Source organism: uncultured Agitococcus sp., from assembly GCF_937920075.1.
Taxonomy (GTDB): domain Bacteria; phylum Pseudomonadota; class Gammaproteobacteria; order Pseudomonadales; family Moraxellaceae; genus Agitococcus.
In genome coordinates this window covers 1-19,488 of the sequence record NZ_CALETI010000380.1, presented here as the reverse complement: position 1 = coordinate 19,488, position 19,488 = coordinate 1, and the positions used below count along the sequence as shown (strand labels likewise).

Genomic DNA, 19,488 nt, shown 5'->3' with positions numbered 1-19,488 from the left:
AATTATTGCCTGGGTAAATATATTTCACTACTCCTTTTATTTTATAATATACTTTTTAATATCCCTTACAATAATTACATATCTATTTAAAAAACTTAGAAATTTGGAAGAAAAAAAGAAAAAAGCGGAAAACATAATTAAAGAGCTTAAAACTGAAGAAAAGGTATTGGAAAATGAAATAGACAATTTACAAAATGCAAAAGTTAAATAATTTTCTTTTATTACTACCGATCATCTTTTCTTTATTTTCTTTTTTTCTTGCCCTCTTTCTAGCTAGACTTTTTTTTTTACCCCTCTTTTCTTTTAGATTAAAAGAGTGAAGGTCATTAATTTTAACTCCCTTTTCACATTTAAATAAATAAAAGAGAGGAATCACTTTAAATTACCTCTGTTTCACTTCTTTTATTTGTTTGTTTTATTCTTCTTGTGTTTTTATTATTTTCCTTGGGTTTAGAATTTAGTATTAAAAAATTGGCTCAAGTTGGTATGCCAGCTTTAATTGCGGGTGTTACAGAAATTATCGTGATGATTTGGTTGGGGTATTACATAGGAGCATTTTTTGGTTGGAGTACGATGGATTCGCTATTTTTGGGGGCAATGTTAGCTATTTCTTCAACCACAATTATTATTAAAGCCTTAGAAGGATTAAATTTAAAAAAAGAAGCCTTTGCTAAATTAATTTTTGGTATTTTGATTATTGAGGATATTTTAGCGATTGCTATTTTAGTGTTATTAACAGGCATTGCCACCAGTGGCACTGTCAGCACTGCTGCGGTTTTTAGTACATTAGGAGAATTAACTTTATTTATTGTTGTTTCTTTGGTCGTTGGTATTCTTACAGTCCCTCGTTTATTAAATTATATTGATAGTTTTAAAAGCCATGAAATGTTATTGGTTTCAGTGTTGGGCTTATTATTTGGTTTTTGTTTATTAGTAATAAAACTTAATTATAGTATGGCATTAGGAGCATTTTTAATTGGTGCAATTATTGCTGAGTCACGACAAGTCAAAAAAATTGAGCATTTAATTGAACCCATTCGAGATATGTTTAGTGCGATTTTTTTCGTTGCTATTGGTTTGTTATTTAACCCAAGTGTATTAATTGATTACGCCTTACCTATTGTTATTATTACTTTGGCTGTTGTGGTTGGCAAAGTGATTAGCTGTTCAACAGGCGCATTTTTGGCAGGCCAAGATGCAAAGACCTCAGTTAAAGTCGGCATGGGATTGGCACAAATTGGCGAGTTTTCTTTTATTATCGCCTCTTTAGGGGTTGCTTTAAAAGTAACCAGTGAGTTTTTATATCCCATTGCAGTAGCAGTAGCCGCGATTACAACATTATTAACTCCCTATTTAATTCGTTATTCAGATGCGAGTTCGAGTAAGCTTGCGCTATTATTGCCCAATAAAATGAAACAAGTCGGTAGTGCTTATACGTTATGGCTACAAAGCATTCAGCCACAAGGTGATAATGTCATTATTGCGCGCATGATACGCCGTATTATCATTCATGCCTTAGTGAATTTTGCCTTAGTGATTGCCATCTTTTTAATGAGTGCGTATTTTGCTAATGTTTTAGAAAAATATATCCCTGAAGTCTTGCGTCATGAGGGCTTAGAAAAAGCTGTGATTTGGAGTGGGGCATTATTAGTTTCTCTGCCATTCCTAATTGCTGCTTATCGTAAGTTAAAAGCCTTAAGTATGTTATTAGCAGAGATGAGTGTCAGCCCTGAGAAGGCTGGGCAATATACAATGCCTGTCCGTAAAATGATTTCGGAAGTTATTCCAATTATGGCCGTCTTTGTGATTTTAGTGTTGGTATCGGCTTTAAGTAGTAGTATTTTACCGCCAACTAAATGGATGTGGGCTGTAGTGTTATTATTTAGCTTGCTCATTCCATTATTATGGAGTCGTTTCGTCAAGCTCCATTCGCGTTTACAAATCGCATTAATGGAAACTTTGGATGATGAAGACAAAGCCCATTAAAAAAGGGGCTATAACAGCCCCCTTGATTTTAGCGTTTGGGTACCCAAGCCCATAACATTTCACATTTAATGGGTTCGCCACCGCTTTCATCAGTGACAATAACAGGCACTAAAACTTCGCCTTTAGGTTCGCGTTCAATACGTGCAATGTCTTCGGGGGTTAAGGTAGCAACTGCACGCATATCGCCTTGTGTGCGTTTGTAGTAACTCACTTTTAAGGTTTTAATGAGTGGTAATTTATCATCTGGTAAATTCATGCCAACAATAAATCCCGTTGCTGTTTCGGCTAATAAAGCCATTGCCGCAGCATGAACATTATTTATATGATTTTGAACTTTACGTTGATTTTTGATGCTAACAACAACACGCTCTGGAGTTAACTCTTCATAGAGTAAGCCAGACGTGCCAACATAAGGCACAACTTTGCCAAAAATTTTGGAAATAACGGTGGCGCGGATATTAGCAGGTAACCATTTAGAAGATTCGACAACTCGCTTGATACTAGACATGATTAGTCCTTGAAGTTATTAAATTGTAGGGGTAAACCAAGTTTTTGTTCACGCAACAAAGTCATAACGGCTTGTAAGGTGTCTTTTTTCTTATCGGTCACACGGACTTTTTCGCCTTGAATACTGGCTTGTGCCTTAATACCTGAGTCTTTAATAATTTTGACCATCTTTTTGGCAGTATCACTATCCAAACCATCTTTGAGTTTAACAACTTGATGAATTTCTTTGCCAGAAGCGGCCATTTTTTGTGGGTCTAAACATTGCGCGTCAATTTTACGTTTGAGGCAATGTAGTTCTAACATGGCATAAACTTGTTCAACCTGAAAATCAGATTCGCCAATAATTTTGATTTCTTTGTTTTTTTCGTTAATCTCAACCTTGACATTACTGCCACGAAAATCAAAACGAGTTTGAATTTCTTTGTTGGTATTAGTCACGGCATGATTCACTTCAAACATTTCTAATTCAGATACAACATCAAAAGAAGGCATAAGCTTTTCCCCATAGATTGAATAGCTGCTATAAAAATGGCAGCATACTACTACAAATACCGTGTATTGAGCATAACTTATTAAAGACTTTGTGTGTTGACGGATATTTGCCCCAATAGACTAAAGACGAGAGATACCATGTCCTTACGTTATCAAATTATTCCAGTCACGCCTTTTGAACAAAATTGTACTTTATTATGGTGTGATGAAACGATGGAAGGGACACTAATTGATGCTGGTGGCGATATTGCCAAGCTACACGCTGCGATTGATAAGAATAATATTAAAATTACCAAGCTATTATTAACACACGGCCATTTAGACCATGTAGGAGCAGCAAAACAAGTTGCTCAACATTATGATGTTAAGATTGAAGGTCCTCAAAAAGAAGAACAATTTTGGTTGGATATGTTGCCCCAACAAGCCATGATGTTTAGATTTCCGCCAGCACAAGCATTTTTACCCGATCGTTGGTTAGAGCAGGGGGATACTGTAACAGTGGGAAATTTACAACTAGAAGTTCGCCATTGTGCAGGCCATACACCGGGTCATGTGGTATTTATTCACCACGATAGTAAATTAGCCATCGTGGGTGACGTGTTATTTAATGGCGGCATAGGGCGCACGGACTTTCCTCGAGGCGATTATCAAACCTTGATTAATGCGATTCAACAGCAATTATTTACGTTGGATGATGATTATCAATTTATTGCGGGACACGGGCAGATGTCGACTATTGGACATGAAAAAAAGCATAACCCATTTGTGGGCAAATTTGGTTAAGTCGTGAGGGGGTTGGATAAATCCAACAACCCCGTATCACAAAAGTGCTACTTTAATTAAGCAGCGGGTGGGTTTTCTTTAAAATAATCTTCCTCCCATTTTTTTGCGTGCTGCAATCGCTTTTTGTTTGGCCTCTTCTTCGCCATACTTGCGAATAGAAAAACAAGCAGTTTTGGTTTTGCCACCTGCTGTCCACCAAGCTTGCCAATGTGCATACGGAACACCGCGTTTTAGCCCCTCAGCGCGACTAACACCGACAACACCACTGGTATTACGCGACGTTAATTTGCCTACTTTACTATCAGGTGGAAGTTTAGCATCTAGCTCATGAAAATAAGCTTCTGCGGCTTCCCAAGCCTTTTCTGGGCCACCATGTTTTTTGTCAGAGAAAAACTTTGCATAAATCACGCCACGCCATCTAATGCGCACATAATAACCAAAGTTGCTTTTTGAGGGTTGATCAATACGACAAATACCCATAACAATTACTCACGAACTGAGAAAAGGGTTAATTATATCATGGGAAATATCAATAAAATTGATAGGCCACCAATCAAAATAACCTAGCATTACGTTTTGATTGAGTATCAAAACACCTTGCCGTTCATGGCCTTATCGCGTTTTTCCAACCTTGCGACGAGAGATAACAAACTTCGTGTTTGTGTGTCCTCGTAGATATCACATTAATAACATACAGTTCCTATAAATGATTGATTTATACCAATACACTTAATGAGGGCGTTGCCATGACTGGATGTGCTAACTAAATAACTTGTGAGTGAATAACAAAATATTTAGTTAGTAATGTGCAATCCATCTACGTTTTTTATAAATAAATATGGCAGCGCGTTGTTATTGTACAATAAATATAACAAAGGTGCATTTTCTATTGGGTTAAAAAGTCAAAAAAAGTACTTATAATCGTTATAATTTATGTCTAATAGTCAGAAAAATCCTGTTTTTTAAATTAAATACAGTCATTGTCTAGGCATTAAAATTAATATGACAATTTTTCAACAAAATCATGAATTAGAAAAACGTTAGTAATTTGAGAGCAGGGTGTTTTTTTCATACGTCTGATCTTCGAACATAAAATCATTAAACACGGTTGATATGTCAATAAAAATACCAATAGCTATGTAATTCCTAATCATGATTAATAAATTTAATTTGTGAAAGTTTAAAGCAATAACGATTATGTTTGTTATAAACTGAGTTAGCTACAAATATATCTCATTTATTTGTGTTAGGATTATTTAATAATATTTAACGATTAATCGTCTTGGCGTGTTGTAAAATATTTATATAGAATATTTTTCTAGTTGGTTAAATTGATTTTTATTTTTAAGGTAAGTTATGAAGACGCATTGTTCTTTAGTTCATCAACCTAGACCGCCTTATCATCATGGTGATTTAGCAAGAGCATTATTAAAAGCGGCAGATGAAATTATTGAAGAAGAGGGATTGGAAGCATTTACCTTACGTTCTTGTGCCAGACGTGCAGGTGTTTCGCATGCTGCGCCTGCACATCATTTTAAGGATAGGGCGGGTTTATTATCTGCCTATGCTGCAAGTATTTTTCGTGATTTAACGGCTTGTGTAGAAGAACATGTGCAACAAGCTGGTGCAGATAATTATGCAAAGTTACAAGCTGTAGGATTGGCATACATACGTTTTGCTTTACAAAGACCTAGTGCATTTAGTTTGATTTTTCGTTGTGAATCTTTGGATAAAAATGTTGATGAATTAAAGGAGGCGAGTGATGCTTGCTTTCAGGTGCTTATTGATGTGGTGCAAGCGTTAATGCCTGAGGCAAATAAAGAAACTATTCTATTAAGAAGTATGTTGGCTTGGAGTACTGTACATGGTTTTGCGACATTATGGTTAGAGGGTAATTTTGCAAAGGTTTATGCACATCAAGATATTGAGCCAATGTGCTATGCTGACACATTGGCTCAACAAATTTTACAGAGTATTAAGCCTGCATTTGTACAGCCTTAACATCCAATTGTTTATTAAGGCGACGTGTCATATAGGTTGGAGTAAAATAGGGCGGTTGAACATACATAATTTTACTACTACCTTGACTTTGGGCATGTACTAAAGCGCGCTCTGTACGTTCAAGTAAGGTTTCAACAGTATCATTGGGATAGTAATCAGTTAAACCTGCCGTGACACTAACTAAATGAGCTTTGTCGCCGACCTCTTTGTGTAATAAGTGTTCGATATTAACACGTAATGATTCAGCAATTGCCGTTGCTTTGTCTTGAACACAATTGTTAAAAGTCACTAAAAATTTGTCTTCGCTCCAGCGACAACCAACATCTGATGCTCTAATAGATGTTTTAATAAATTGCCCTGCTTTTTGTAATAGGCTATCCAAATGAATATGATGATTGAGTTGTTTTAGTGAGGATAAATCAATCATCACCACAGACACAGGAAGTTGATTACGTTTGGCATTGGCTAATAAATGATGAATTAAAATATCAAAGGTATAACGATTAGCTAAGCCTGTTAAGCTATCAGAGCTAGACATATCACTGAGTTTTTGATTGATTTGCCATTGATATCGATTAATTGCAGCATAGGTTAACCAAACCATAGCCATTGTGGCAAACAAGCCAATAAAAATATTGACATAAAAGCTTTCACGAATTTTGGCAGTTGCTTGATATTCACTGGTATCAACAAATAAGAACCAGTCTAAATCTTCTAAATAACTACTATTTACTAAAAAGTTTTCGCCGTTAAATCCATATTCATAAGAGCCATCTTTTTTAGGATCAAGACCATTAAAGATTGCTTGTAATTGTGGGGAGTCAGTTAGATTAATTTGGCCGTCAATATTACTACCTGTATTATGGGCAATAATCACACCTTTGGCATTGGTTAGATAAACATTATGGCCATATTGTTTTTTATAAAGATCAAGCATTTGCACAATTTTATCTTTATTAAGACCATAATCAATGCCATTTAAATAGCGTTTTTGATAATCGGTAGGACGTGGGTTGATAATCAAGCCTAATCGTTCGTTTTGTAAGTCAGTAGCGATCATGCTAGCAGTTAAAGGCAATTGATTTTTGATTAAAGACTCTTTTACCGAAGCTTTTGAGACACTGTAGTTGATCACAAAAGCGACCAGTAATGAAAAAGCAATGGCAAGACTTAAAGTAAGCGCAAGTTTACGCTTTAGCTCTACAAAGTGTTCCATAATATATCCCTAGCGAGCAAACTGCCAAATTGTCTGAAAACCTACATTTCAAGGACAATCTTAGCGTAGACAATAAAAAAAGATACACAGTTTTGTCTGACGTAGTTTTAAACTAAGGCGTATAAGTGTGTCAGAATGATGAGCTTTGGACTTATGCTATACGCGCGCTAATGTTTTTTATATGCGCTAAACTGCGTCGCAAAAAGTGTAGATTAAGAATGATTGTTTGACAAATAAAAAGTAGAATTTTTAAACAATTTCTTAAGCTTTATGACATTCATAAGTTAGTTGTTGACTCTCTAGGAGTAAAAAATGTTGCATCGTCTTGGTGTGATTGTGTCTTTATCGTGGATATTGACCGCTTGTCAAACGCCACAACCCTTAGTTGCCCCCCCGAATAACCCAAATCCTGTAATTTTGCCCACAGTACCCAATTCGGTCATTAATTTGCCAATTACGATTGATTTAGAAACGGTACGAGCAGAAGCATTAAAAGCTATGCCTAAACCTTTGTCAGTGGGTAAAGTGACTCAAGTTTTGACGATTGCTAATACACCTTTACCGATGGAATCAGATATTAGTCATACCGTGTATATGCGTGATTTACGGCTAGGGGTAACAGGTCAAGATTTTACTGCAACTGCGCAATTGGACTTCGCGATTGAAACCAAAACGCGTGCTGGCTTTTTGAGTATGGGGGGGATTAGTTGTGGTATTGGTGAAGATTTACCCAAAATTGAATTTACCTTACCAGGAAAGTTATATTGGACAGCAACGGGCGATTTGGCGGTGCAGGCAGGGCAGTGGCAACTTAAATGGTTAAAACCCTGTAACATTACTGCCTTTAAGTTTAATGTTGAAAAAATGGCTAATTTACCTTTGGTACGCGACAAAGTGCAAGGAATTGTGAATGAACAAATTAATAATGCCTTAAAGCAAGTTAGTTTTAAAAATATGCTGGTTAAAACATGGCCACAAGTCAACGAACCTAAACAACTAGAAAAAGATGTTTGGTTATTATTACAGCCCGAAAAAATTGGTCTAACCGATATTATTGGGACTGGGCGTTATGTGAAGACCAGTTTGAGCTTAACCGCACGTCCACAGATTATCACTGGTGAAAAGCCTAAAATTACTTTGCCACCTATGCCTCAACCACAACGTCTGGTAGCAAATGGTGATGGTTTTTATTTGGCATTGCGTGGTGATATTGGTTTAGATACAGCGAATCGCTTGCTCAACGAAAAATTGGCCAATAAACCCTTTGATGCTGGAGGCAAGCAAGTATTAATAAATAGCTTGCAGTTATATGGCAGTGGAGAAAAAGCTGTTTTAGGTTTGCGTTTGCAACAACCCATTAATGCTGAGATATTTTTATTGGGCAGATTAACATTGGATGTGATGCAAAATGAGTTACGCTTAGAGGATATTGAGTTTGAGCTGGCAACCAGTAGTTTGTTAGCTAAATCAGCAAATTGGATGCTGCATGGTACATTTAAGAACTTAATTGCCGAAAAAGCACGAGTTGATTTTGATAAAGATTTAGCCAATGTCTTAAATGATTTTAAGGATTATCGTCAAAATTTAGGTTATGGTGCTACATTAAAAGCACAATTAGCCAACATTCGTCCTCAAGGTGTGTTTTTTACACAAAATGATATTAAAGCGTTTGTGGTGATTGATGGGAAATTGGGCTTAGATATTAGTCAATAATTAGGTGCTATTTTGTTATTCGTGGTCATGCTCCGAAAGGGGCATTGACTCAAGGGGAATGCTATAACTTTCACTTGCCCATGATCCTAAATCAATTAATTTACACCGATCACTACAAAAAGGGCGATTTGGATTATTGTGCCATGTAGTCTGTTTTTGACATTGGCGACAAGCTAACATTAAGGGGGTGGAGGGAGTAGTGGACATGATTTATACGACTGACAATTGTAAGTATTTCTGATGTAACTCATCTAATTGCAAATGCAAATAAGCCAAATCGCCATTATTGATGACAATATCATCAGCACGTTTCAAACGTTCTTCACGACAAAGTTGTGCTGCCATAATTTGTTTAATTTGTTCAGCAGAAACATTGTCACGTGTTGAAGCACGTTGCCATTGTAATTCTTCACTGACATCAATTACCAGATTGCGATGGGCGAATTGATATTGACCACTTTCAAAGAGTAATGGTGAAACTAATAAAGTATAAGGAGATGTACTAATGCTTAATTTGTGTTGAATGGCGGCACGAATTGCAGGATGAGTGATTGACTCAAGTATTTTACGTTGTTGAGAATTAGCAAAAACGATTTGCCGTAATGCAGCACGATTTAATGAACCATCTTCTAATAGAATATGATGGCCAAAGTGATCTGCAATAGCTTGTAAGGCTGGTTGTCCTTGCATCACAATTTCACGGGCAACAATATCTGCATCAACTACTTCTATATCGTAGCTTAGTGCTAAATAATCGCTAGCTGCAGTTTTGCCACTGCCAATACCACCCGTCAGTCCGACTATATACATTTAGTGTTTCCACGTACCCAAATACCAGTCAATAATTTCTGTACCACCAAACATGGCAAACCAACCAGCAATTGCCAAATAAGGGCCAAATGCAAATGGCGCGCTTTCTTTACGGATAGCCATATACACCCCACCAATGACTGCACCAACACATGAAGATAATAAGATAATAAGTGGTAATTGACTTGGCCCCAACCACGCACCTAAAGCAGCCAAAAGTTTAAAATCACCATAGCCCATGCCTTCTTTACCTGTTACTAACTTAAATAACCAGTAGACACTCCATAACGATAAATAACCAAACACAGCACCTAAAACGGCTTTGTCTAAACTTATCCATGTTGAATTAAGGTTAACTAATAAGCCAAGCCATAACAGAGGAAAGGTTAAATCATCAGGTAGCAATTGAGTATCAAAATCAATCATAGTGAGAGCGATTAATACCCATGTAAAGACGAGTGCTGTACACATTTGAAGACTTGCACCAAAGCGTATAAAGACTAATACAGATAATAAGCCTGTTGCTAATTCAACCAATGGATAACGTATTGAAATGGGGCTGTGGCAATTGCTACATTTGCCACGAAGCAGTAAAAGCCAACTAATTAAAGGAATATTTTCCCATGCACGAATTTTATGACCACATTTAGGACAACGTGAAGCAGGAGTAGAAAGATTAAATTTATCAGTAAATTTAGGAGGTTGGTTATTCAATGCACAGCATTCATTATGCCAACCTCGTTCCATCATGACAGGTAGGCGATAAATGACAACATTTAAAAAGCTACCAATACAGATACCTAATATAAAAATAATTACTCCCCCTAAGACAGGGGAGTAATTGAGGAGGTCTAGCATAACTTAACCTACCACGGAGCCCATTTGGAAAATTGGCAGATACATCGCGATAACTAAGCCACCAATAACTACACCTAAAAATGCCATGATCATAGGCTCCATCATACTAGTTAAACCATCCACCGCATTGTCAACTTCGTTTTCAAAGTGAGTGGCGACTTTGTCAAGCATAGCATCTAAAGCACCAGATTCTTCACCAATAGCAACCATTTGTAATGCCATTGATGGAAATAGACCAGATTGACGCATGGAAAAACCGAGTTGTTGACCAGATGATATCTCATCTTTGATTTTTAAAACGGCATCTTGATAAACGATATTACCTGTTGCACCCGCACAGGCATCTAAGGCATCAACTAACGGTACACCTGCGGCGAAAGTAGTGGCTAAGGTTCGAGCAAAACGGGCAACGGTTGATTTATAAACTAAATCTCCCACCACAGGTGCTTTTAATGCCATACGATCTAAAGCATTGTTAAAAGCTTTACTACGCTTTTTAGCTTCAGTAAATGCACCTATGATACCAAGGATAGTAATTAAAGCAAAAAACCAATTGGCTTGTAACCATTTAGACATATTAACAACCAGCATGGTAAATGCTGGCAATTCTGCACCAAAACCTTCAAACATTGTTTGGAATACAGGGACTACTTTTAATAACAATATTGCTGTTACGATAACGGCAACCACAAGCACACTGATAGGATATTTCATTGCCTTTTTGATTTTTTGTTTTAGGGCTTCACTTTTTTCTTTATAAATAGCGACGCGGTCAAGCATGGTTTCTAAAGCACCAGATTGTTCACCAGAGTCTACTAAGCTACAAAATAAATCATCAAAATAGAGAGGATATTTACGTAATGCACCTGCAAAGCTGCCACCACCTTCTACCTCAGCTTTGATGCCCATGACTACTTCTTTCATACGTGGGTTATCTAGTCCATCGGCAACAATTTCAAAGGATTGTACTAAAGGTACACCTGCTTTCATCATTGTAGCTAGCTGACGAGTAAAAATAGCAATGTCTAAAGGGGTAATTTTTTTACCACCCGTGCCGAAAGAAATAGATGTTTTTTTGCTTATTTTTTGAACATTTATGCCTTGTTTTCGCAGCTGGGCTTTTGCAATAGCAATATTAGTACCGGTAACTTCGCCTTTGATTTTTTTACCTTGTCGATCTGTTGCTTCATAAGCAAAGGTCAAAATTGTGTCAGCTTTTTTTGTTGCCATAATCCGTCATACTCATTTTTTAGGGCAAGCCTATATTATGTGGTGAGCTGCTTTTAAGTAAAGCATCTTAATCGAATTGAGGTTTTTATTCTGCACCTACAATCTTTGCAATCTCTTGCAGGCTGGCTAAGCCAGCCATTACTTTAACTAAACCTGAACGTCTTAAGTTAGGGAAGCCTTCAGCCTCCATCGCTTCAGCGATCTCCATCGAGTTGCCATCTTCCATAATAATCCGTGCAATTTTAGGCGTGACCTTCATCACTTCGTAAACTCCAACCCGACCTTTATAGCCATCTCGACACTGATCGCAGCCTACAGGTTCATAAATAGTAAAGCCTTTTTCAAAGTCCGCCTCTGTAAAGCCCATTTCGAGTAAACTCGGTTTGGGATAGTTTGCAGGGCGTTTACAAGCACTACATAAACGGCGTGCTAAACGTTGGGCAATAACTAAGTTTACAGAAGTTGCAATGTTAAATGAGGGAATCCCCATATTCCGTAAACGAGTTAACGTTTCTGGTGCACTGTTGGTATGTAATGTAGATAGTACCATGTGGCCTGTTTGTGCGGCTTTAACGGCAATTTCGGCTGTTTCTAAGTCACGAATCTCACCAAGCATGATGATTTCTGGATCTTGACGTAAAAAAGCTTTTAATGCTGAAGCAAAGGTTAAACCAACTTTGGCATTGACGTTAACTTGGTTAATCCCTTCTAAGTTAATTTCCACAGGGTCTTCGGCGGTGGAAATATTAGTATCTTCTCGGTTAAGAATATTTAAACCAGTGTATAGCGATACTGTTTTACCAGAACCCGTTGGCCCTGTGATAAGAAGCATGCCTTGAGGTTTTTCTAGTGCATCCATAAACAGCTTTTTCTGGTCGGGTTCATAACCCAACATATCAATACCCAACATCGCACTAGAAGGGTCAAGAATACGCAAACAGAGCTTTTCGCCAAACAACGTTGGCATAGAGTTAACACGAAAATCAATTGCTTTGGTTTTGGATAGCTTTAGCTTAATACGACCGTCTTGTGGGACTCGACGTTCAGAAATATCCATTTGAGACATAACTTTAAGACGTGCAGAAAGTTTGCCTGATAACTGTAGAGGGGGGCGAGCGTATTCGCGTAATACTCCGTCAATACGAAAACGAATACGGTAAGCTTTTTCATAGGGTTCAAAGTGTAAGTCGGATGCCCCCATTTTAATGGCATCTAGCAAGACTTTGTTGACATATTTAACAATAGGTGCTTCTTCTTCGCCAGAGCCAACAATACCACTATCTTTTTTGTCGTTATCGTCGCCACCACTAATATCTAAGTTTTCTAGGTCATCATCTAAACCTTCCATTGAGGCGTTGCTGCTACTATCGAGCATCTTTTCAATAATTTTGCTGAGCTTTTCTTCATCTGCAACAACGGTTTCAATGTTTAGACCTGTGTTAAAGCGCACTGCATCAATGGCTTCTAAACGAGTTGGATCCCCCATAGCCACAAACAAACGTTTGCCGCGTTTAAAAAATGGCAATAGGTTATATTGGCGAACTATTTTTTCATCAATATGTTCTTTGGGAAGCTGTTCTATATCAACAGCCTCAATATCGATTAACGGATCACCAAATTCATCAGCAAGTAAATAAGCAATTTGTGCTGATTTGGCGAGTTTATTTTTCACTAAGTAACTAATGAGAGAGACTTGTTCTTTTTGTGATTCAATTAAAGCCTTTTGCATGACGGTTGCGTCAACCAAGCCATCATTGACGAGTCGTTTTGCTAAACCGCCAAAAGATAGGTTATTGGAAGAAGGGATAGCCATGTTATTATTCCGCCGTTGTTAGTCAAGAGAGTAGCTTATTAATCATCATTAAAAGCACGAGTATGATGATTGATTGTTATTGTCATAAAGCTTAGCAAGTTTAGTCGCTTAGTGATAGTCAGATCCTCACTGTTGTAGTGAAAGGATGATGAATTATAGCTTTTTATTAAAAAACATTGCTAAGGTTTTGGAATATAAATCAATCTTATTGTTTGCGCAAAGCAGCCTACGCATATTTTGTGAAAATTATATGCTTTTTGCTATGATAACACCATCTACTCATCAAATAGTGGGTAGTTGACGACATAAATATGAATCAGTTCAAGGAGAGAGTAAATGCAAAAAATTTTGTTATTGTTATTAATCATTGTCAGTCAATGGACTCAAGCTCAACAAATATGTGAGTTACCATCAACTAAGGCTAAATCAGAGGCAATTAATATTAATACAGCTTCAGTAGAGGAATTATCCAGTAAATTAAAAGGAATTGGCAAAGCAAAAGCGGCGGCAATTATTGAATGGCGTGAAACTAATGGAAAATTTCAATCTTTAGAAGATGTTGATGAAGTCAAAGGTATTGGTTCAGCGACTTTAGAAAAAAATAAAGCCTTAATCCGTTTTGAAGATTAGGGGCAGGCCTTGTGCCTGCCCATTTAGTATAAACTGCCTATTTATGGGGATGCTAAATTAGGCGGATTGAAACTCAGGCATAACATTTTCGATGCCTTGAGCGCGTTTTTGCTTTTCTTCCAGCATATTGGCATCAAGCTTTTCAAAAGCGCGTGGCACATACCGACGAGCCAAAGCATTTAATTTGTTTTCTACAAATTTAGGCAATTTAATACCTAAAGGATTCGACTCTTGTAAATCAGGCGAAGAAATCACCCGAGTACCCATAATGTAATCAAACCAAGGTTTAGTGACACACCAGTTAGCATCTTGGTTGGTATTCATGTGATGGTCAAAGTGCCAAGGAATTTTCTTTTTACCCCATTCTGTATCTAAATGCGATTGACTGTGAACGTGCCAATAATTCCATGCACAGTAATAGGTAGTTAAGGTGAAAAAAGGAGCAATGGGCATTGCTAAGCTAGTAACGGCACAAATTTGCAATAATGCTTTTTTCTCAGCGGCTGCATCTTCGTTTTCAGTGCCATATAAATAATCATCGCGGTACTTATTTAAACGTACTTGTTTGTGATGCGCCCAATGACGTTTCATAAAAGGTGGCGACAAAGATTTGCGGCCACCACCTTCCTGCGGCACGCCATGTAAGGCATATTTATGTAAATACCATTCAACGCCATTAGCGGCTAACAAGGCAATAGGAATACCAATCATCACAACACCTTTATAATTTTGGACTACCGTACTACATTTAGTATAGATTAGCTCTATAACTCAACTTGACATTCTGCGCCAATTTTGAAGTGTGAAAAGATAAGTGTTATAAGATAATAGTACACATCATAATCTGTGGGATGGTTAAGCAACATGGTATTTAATCCTGAGTTAACAAGAGATGCTTTACCGCCGTTTTCTATGCAGCAACAAGTGCCAACGCAGGGAGCGATAGCAGATTATTGCCGTTTTTATCAATTAGATTTTGAACAAGATTTTCCTCAATACCAACATTTATGTGGTTATTTTGATGTTGTTGGCTATAGATTACTTGCTCATTGTTTTTATCAGGAAAAAAGCCGTGGTACGGTATGGATTTTACACGGTTATTTAGAACATAGTGGTTTATATAAACATATTATTCCTGTGTTGTTAGCTAATAATTATTCAGTATTAATTTATGATTTACCTGCTCATGGTTTGTCATCAGGTGCACGTGCGAGCATTCATCATTTTGTCGAATATCAGAAAATTCTTCAGCATTTAATTGCCTATTTTGACCAAAAACTCCCTAAGCCTTACCTCGCTTTAGGGCAAAGTACAGGTGGTGCTATTTTAATGGATTATGTCCTCAATCAATATCAAGCAGGACAAAAAGTGGTTTTTGATAGATTATTATTGTTAGCACCATTGGTTTATCCAGCAAAAATGCAATGGTTGCAAATGAAGTTGGCCTTTTGGTGGTTTAAATCTACCCGTAGTGGATTGCCTAGAATCTTTAGGCACAATACCCATGATCAGAATTTTATCCGTTTTATGCGTGATGAAGATCCATTACAAGCGCGTTGGATTCCTTTGTCATGGTTGTTGGCTTTAAAAGAGTGGATTGAATATATTCATCAATTTGCACCTTGTGCTCATCCTGTGTGGGTAATTCAAGGTGGACAAGATGGTACGGTCAATGGCGAGTATAATATTCATTTTATTAAACAACGTTTTGCTATAAATAAACTGCTATGGCTACCAGAGGCAGGGCATCAATTAGTTAATGAAAATGGCTTGAATAGACAACATATTATTGACTGTTTGATAGAGTTTTTAGGAGTGTGCAGGGAAGTTGATAAAAATTGACTTAGAAGCAGACCCTAACCAAAAAAATAGTTGTTTAGGGCAAAATAGCATCTAAAATGTGATGAAATAGACAAAAGGCCATAGTTGGCCGATTAACAATTATCCTGATAAAAGAAGGATTTGTTATAAAAGTCCTCTTAGTTTTGCTTTTTTCTTATAACTTTAGTGAGAGTAATATGGCTCATACGTGGCGTTTTTTTCGTAGTAGTGGTTTCGATCAAGTCATTATTGACTCGGTGGCCGATTTAGAAAATCTGGGTGAGCTTGATAAAAAATTATGGGCAGCTTTAGCTTGTCCGACTAAAGGTTTGGAGTTAGATGCTCGCACTTTAGCTTATATTGATGCTGATGGTGATGGCCGTATTCGTGTGCCAGAATTATTAGCCGCGATTGATTGGACATTAGCCCATTTGAGTCAAAAAGAAGTATTGTTTCAAACAGCGGGTTTAAGCTTAGCGGCGATTGATGGTCAACATGCCGATGGTGCAAAGATTTTAGCGGCTGCACAACAATTATTACAACGTTTGGGTAAAGCAACGGCAACAACGATTGGTGTAGATGATACTCAAGATTTAGGAAAAATGTTTCCTGCAAATCAAGTCAATGGTGATGGTTTAATTCCAGCCGCTTTAGCGGTTGAGCCAGAGTTGGCAGACGCCATCAATGATATGATTGCTACTTTAGGTGGTGAAGTTGACCGTAGTGGTGAGCAAGCAGTATCTGCCGATAAAATTAAACAGTTTTTTGCCGATATTCGCACCATGAGCGAATGGGAAAGTCGAGAGAATTCAACAACTTCCTTATTTGGACAACAAACAGCGGCTGCTTATGACGCTTTTACCGCAGTGACAGCAAAGATTGATGATTATTTTGTTCGTGTACAATTAGCTGCGTTTGATGATAAAGCAACCGTGGCGTTAAATGCCTCGGATGCACAATATGCTGCATTAGCAGGTCAATTATTAGCGGTAAATAATTCTGATACACAAAGTTTGCCACTAGCTAAAATTGCTGCCAATCAAGCGTTAAATTTAACACAAGGGATTAATCCTGCATGGCAAGCAGCCATTGATAATTTTAGTCAGTTGGTTTTAGCAAATAACAGTCAAGAACTAACATTAGCACAATGGACACAAATCAAAGCTAACTTTGCTGCTTATAGTGCGTGGTTGCAAGAAAAACCAGCCTTAGCAGTTGCTAATTTGGATGCCACTAAACGACAAATGTTAGCTAATAGTTTGATTGAACAAGCTTTATTAGCATTAGTTGAGGACGATTTGAAGGTTGCTGATGCCGCCAATGCATTAGTCGATTTGGATAAATTAGTACGTTATCAAGCCAATTTAGTGACTTTAGTCAATAATTTTGTCTCATTTAGTGATTTTTATAGTCGTAAAGAAAAAGCTATTTTTCAGGCAGGAACATTGTTTATAGATGGTCGTGCTTGTGATTTGGCAGTGCGTGTTAATGACATGGCTAAACATGGCTCAATGGCAGGACTAAGTAACACTTATTTGGTTTATTGTGATTGTACACGTAAAGAAAGTCCCGAAAAAATGACCATTGTTGCAGCAGTTACCGCAGGTGATGTTGGTAATTTGATGGTTGGACGTAATGGTGTATTTTATGATCGTAACGGTAAAGATTGGGATGCAACCGTTGTCAAGTTAATTGAAAATGCGATTAGTGTGCAAGAAGCTTTTTGGACACCTTATCGTCGTTTGGGGCGTATGGTGAGCAATCAACTACAAAAAATGGCATCAGAGCAAGACAAAGCGATTGAAGCTAAAACATCAGAAAATGTGACCGCAGGGATTGGCAAGGTGCAAGCAGCAGCCAAAACGCCTGCAGATGCTGTAAAACCAGCGACACCGCCAGCTCCCTTTGATGTGGCTAAATTTGCAGGTATTTTTGCAGCAATGGGTTTGGCAGTTGGGGCAATTGGTACAGCCATTGCGTCTGTAGTTTCTGGATTTATGGCTTTAATATGGTGGCAAATGCCATTGGCAATTATTGGATTATTGTTGATGATTTCGGGGCCATCAATGATTATGGCATGGTTTAAATTACGTCAACGTAACTTATCGCCGATTTTGGATGCCAATGGTTGGGCTGTAAATACTAATGCTAAAGTAAACATTGCCTTTGGTGAAAGTTTGACTATTTTAGCGACCTTACCTAAAGGTGCACAACGGAGTTTAAGAGATCCGTTTGCTTAATGCCACCCTCACTCTAACTCTCTCCCTGAGGGAGAGAGGACTCCCTCTCCCATTGGGAGAGGGTTGGGGTGAGGGGATTACTCGTGATGATAACCTGTCACTAATTCCACTTCGTTTTTAGAACCTAAAATCACAGGCACACGTTGATGTAAACCAGTTGGTTTGAGGTCTAAAATACGCTCACGACCTGTTGTAGACGCACCACCTGCTTGCTCCACAATAAAGCTCATTGGATTGGCTTCATACATTAAGCGTAATTTACCTGCTTTGCTTGGGTCTTTTAAATCGTAGGGATACATGAAGATGCCACCACGCGTTAAGATACGATGAACATCAGCTACCATAGAAGCAACCCAACGCATATTAAAATCTTTGCCACGTACACTGGTTTTGCCTGCCACCATTTCGTCCACATAACGGCGAACTGGTTGTTCCCAAAAACGCATATTTGACATATTAATGGCAAATTCTTTGGTATCAGCAGGAATGGTCATATTTGTTTGAGTTAAGACAAACTCACCAATTTCACGATCTAAAGTAAAACAATCTACACCATTACCCAAAGTTAACACTAATAGTGTAGAAGGGCCATAGACAGCATAACCTGCGCAAACTTGTTGGCTACCTGCTTGTAAAAAGTCTTCGGTAGTAATCACGCTTTGTGCTTCTAAAGGCTTTTTCAAAATCGAAAAAATTGTCCCTACCGAAACATTAACATCAATATTAGACGAACCATCTAAAGGGTCAAACAACATTAAATAATCACCCAATGGTGTGCCATCGGGTAAAGGAAAAATATCATCCATTTCTTCGGAAGCTAAACCTGCAATGCTACCTGAACCCAAGCCTGCTTGGAGCATAATGTCATTAGAAATAACATCGAGTTTTTTTTGTTCTTCGCCTTGAATATTGTCCGAACCTGCTTGTCCCAAAATGTCAGCTAATGCACCCTTGCCAATGGCAATACTAATGGCCTTACAAGCCACACTGACTTGCGTGAGTAGTTGTTGCAGTTGTGCGGGCACTTTGGCTTGAACTAAATACTGATTAAGGGTAGGCGCAGGCATAAAAACTCCAAAAAAATATTGTTCAATAATGAGCGAATTATCGCTTAGAACAGTGTTTGATACCAGTCATCAGTTGATAATACTTTATAGTAAAATAAGTGTGATATGATTCGCACTTTAGATGAGTGTATATAAAGAGGATGATAATATGCAAAAACAACATCTGGCTGTCGCGATTGTCATGGCCATGTCTTTAGTGGCTTGCGGTGGAGGGGGTGGAGATGATACTGTTGCCTCGTCAACAAATAATGCGCAAAATTCAACACCAACACCAACACCAACACCAACACCAACACCAACACCAACACCAACACCAACACC

At 37.8% G+C, this 19,488-nt stretch carries 19 protein-coding genes; 8 read left to right on the top strand and 11 right to left on the bottom strand.

The window, feature by feature from the left end; genetic code table 11:
• Together Q0212_RS12865 and Q0212_RS12860 are read left to right on the top strand one after the other, a co-directional pair.
• On the top strand, positions 1-211 hold a 211-nt coding region (locus Q0212_RS12865), incomplete at its 5' end, for an OadG family protein (RefSeq protein WP_297926149.1).
• 170 nt (positions 212-381) lie between these two features.
• Positions 382-1,986: a cation:proton antiporter gene (locus Q0212_RS12860; RefSeq protein WP_297926151.1), complete on the top strand. Its 1,605-nt coding sequence runs from the start codon at positions 382-384 to the stop codon at positions 1,984-1,986.
• Between the two features lie 28 nt (positions 1,987-2,014).
• Here the strand turns inward: Q0212_RS12860 and Q0212_RS12855 are convergent, their stop codons facing one another.
• Both Q0212_RS12855 and Q0212_RS12850 read right to left on the bottom strand, forming a co-directional pair.
• Positions 2,015-2,494, bottom strand: a complete 480-nt coding sequence (locus tag Q0212_RS12855) for a DUF4442 domain-containing protein (RefSeq protein ID WP_297926147.1) — start codon at positions 2,492-2,494, stop codon at positions 2,015-2,017.
• Between the two features lie 2 nt (positions 2,495-2,496).
• On the bottom strand, positions 2,497-2,985 hold the full coding sequence (locus Q0212_RS12850) for a YajQ family cyclic di-GMP-binding protein (protein ID WP_297926144.1): 489 nt from the start codon (positions 2,983-2,985) through the stop codon (positions 2,497-2,499).
• A 138-nt stretch (positions 2,986-3,123) separates the two neighbouring features.
• Between Q0212_RS12850 and Q0212_RS12845 the strand changes: the two genes are divergently transcribed.
• Positions 3,124-3,768 (top strand): MBL fold metallo-hydrolase, encoded by a 645-nt coding sequence (locus Q0212_RS12845; RefSeq protein ID WP_297926142.1) that lies wholly within the window; start codon positions 3,124-3,126, stop codon positions 3,766-3,768.
• A gap of 78 nt (positions 3,769-3,846) precedes the next feature.
• On the opposite strand, the gene Q0212_RS12840 is transcribed toward Q0212_RS12845, so the two are convergent.
• A complete protein-coding gene (locus Q0212_RS12840) occupies positions 3,847-4,248 on the bottom strand; it encodes an AP2/ERF family transcription factor (protein WP_297926140.1) in 402 nt (133 codons plus the stop codon).
• An 876-nt stretch (positions 4,249-5,124) separates the two neighbouring features.
• Here Q0212_RS12840 and Q0212_RS12835 point away from each other — a divergent pair.
• Positions 5,125-5,769 (top strand): TetR/AcrR family transcriptional regulator, encoded by a 645-nt coding sequence (locus tag Q0212_RS12835; protein WP_297926138.1) that lies wholly within the window; start codon positions 5,125-5,127, stop codon positions 5,767-5,769.
• Here the strand turns inward: Q0212_RS12835 and Q0212_RS12830 are convergent.
• Complete coding sequence (locus tag Q0212_RS12830) at positions 5,744-6,985, bottom strand: diguanylate cyclase (protein WP_297926135.1); 1,242 nt, start codon at positions 6,983-6,985, stop codon at positions 5,744-5,746. The genes Q0212_RS12835 and Q0212_RS12830 overlap by 26 nt on opposite strands.
• 312 nt (positions 6,986-7,297) lie before the next feature.
• Here Q0212_RS12830 and Q0212_RS12825 point away from each other — a divergent pair, with 312 nt between their 5' ends.
• The gene (locus Q0212_RS12825; protein ID WP_297926133.1) at positions 7,298-8,698 is read left to right on the top strand and encodes a DUF4403 family protein; all 1,401 of its coding nucleotides are present in this window, start codon (positions 7,298-7,300) and stop codon (positions 8,696-8,698) included.
• 15 nt (positions 8,699-8,713) lie between these two features.
• On the opposite strand, the gene Q0212_RS12820 is transcribed toward Q0212_RS12825, so the two are convergent.
• The 5 genes from Q0212_RS12820 to pilB all read right to left on the bottom strand — a co-directional run bounded on the left by Q0212_RS12820 (position 8,714) and on the right by pilB (position 13,409).
• On the bottom strand, positions 8,714-8,905 hold the full coding sequence (locus Q0212_RS12820) for a DNA gyrase inhibitor YacG (RefSeq protein WP_297926131.1): 192 nt from the start codon (positions 8,903-8,905) through the stop codon (positions 8,714-8,716).
• Positions 8,906-8,908: 3 nt separating this feature from the next.
• Positions 8,909-9,508: a dephospho-CoA kinase gene (gene coaE, locus Q0212_RS12815; protein ID WP_297926130.1), complete on the bottom strand. Its 600-nt coding sequence runs from the start codon at positions 9,506-9,508 to the stop codon at positions 8,909-8,911.
• Positions 9,509-10,366 carry an A24 family peptidase gene (locus Q0212_RS12810; protein WP_297926128.1) on the bottom strand — a complete coding sequence of 286 codons (858 nt, stop codon included), beginning with the start codon at positions 10,364-10,366 and terminating at the stop codon, positions 9,509-9,511.
• A 3-nt stretch (positions 10,367-10,369) separates the two neighbouring features.
• A complete protein-coding gene (locus Q0212_RS12805; RefSeq protein WP_297926126.1) occupies positions 10,370-11,596 on the bottom strand; it encodes a type II secretion system F family protein in 1,227 nt (408 codons plus the stop codon).
• An 85-nt stretch (positions 11,597-11,681) separates the two neighbouring features.
• Positions 11,682-13,409 (bottom strand): type IV-A pilus assembly ATPase PilB, encoded by a 1,728-nt coding sequence (pilB, locus tag Q0212_RS12800; protein WP_297926124.1) that lies wholly within the window; start codon positions 13,407-13,409, stop codon positions 11,682-11,684.
• Positions 13,410-13,745: 336 nt separating this feature from the next.
• Between pilB and Q0212_RS12795 the strand changes: the two genes are divergently transcribed.
• A complete protein-coding gene (locus tag Q0212_RS12795; protein ID WP_297926122.1) occupies positions 13,746-14,039 on the top strand; it encodes a ComEA family DNA-binding protein in 294 nt (97 codons plus the stop codon).
• Positions 14,040-14,096: 57 nt separating this feature from the next.
• On the opposite strand, the gene Q0212_RS12790 is transcribed toward Q0212_RS12795, so the two are convergent.
• Positions 14,097-14,750 (bottom strand): sterol desaturase family protein, encoded by a 654-nt coding sequence (locus tag Q0212_RS12790; RefSeq protein ID WP_297926120.1) that lies wholly within the window; start codon positions 14,748-14,750, stop codon positions 14,097-14,099.
• Between the two features lie 153 nt (positions 14,751-14,903).
• Here Q0212_RS12790 and Q0212_RS12785 point away from each other — a divergent pair, with 153 nt between their 5' ends.
• The gene (locus Q0212_RS12785; RefSeq protein WP_297926118.1) at positions 14,904-15,881 is read left to right on the top strand and encodes an alpha/beta hydrolase; all 978 of its coding nucleotides are present in this window, start codon (positions 14,904-14,906) and stop codon (positions 15,879-15,881) included.
• Between the two features lie 176 nt (positions 15,882-16,057).
• Complete coding sequence (locus tag Q0212_RS12780; RefSeq protein WP_297926116.1) at positions 16,058-18,100, top strand: hypothetical protein; 2,043 nt, start codon at positions 16,058-16,060, stop codon at positions 18,098-18,100.
• Between the two features lie 77 nt (positions 18,101-18,177).
• On the opposite strand, the gene Q0212_RS12775 is transcribed toward Q0212_RS12780, so the two are convergent.
• A complete protein-coding gene (locus tag Q0212_RS12775; RefSeq protein WP_297926114.1) occupies positions 18,178-19,167 on the bottom strand; it encodes a class 1 fructose-bisphosphatase in 990 nt (329 codons plus the stop codon).
• Positions 19,168-19,488 lie beyond the last annotated feature (321 nt).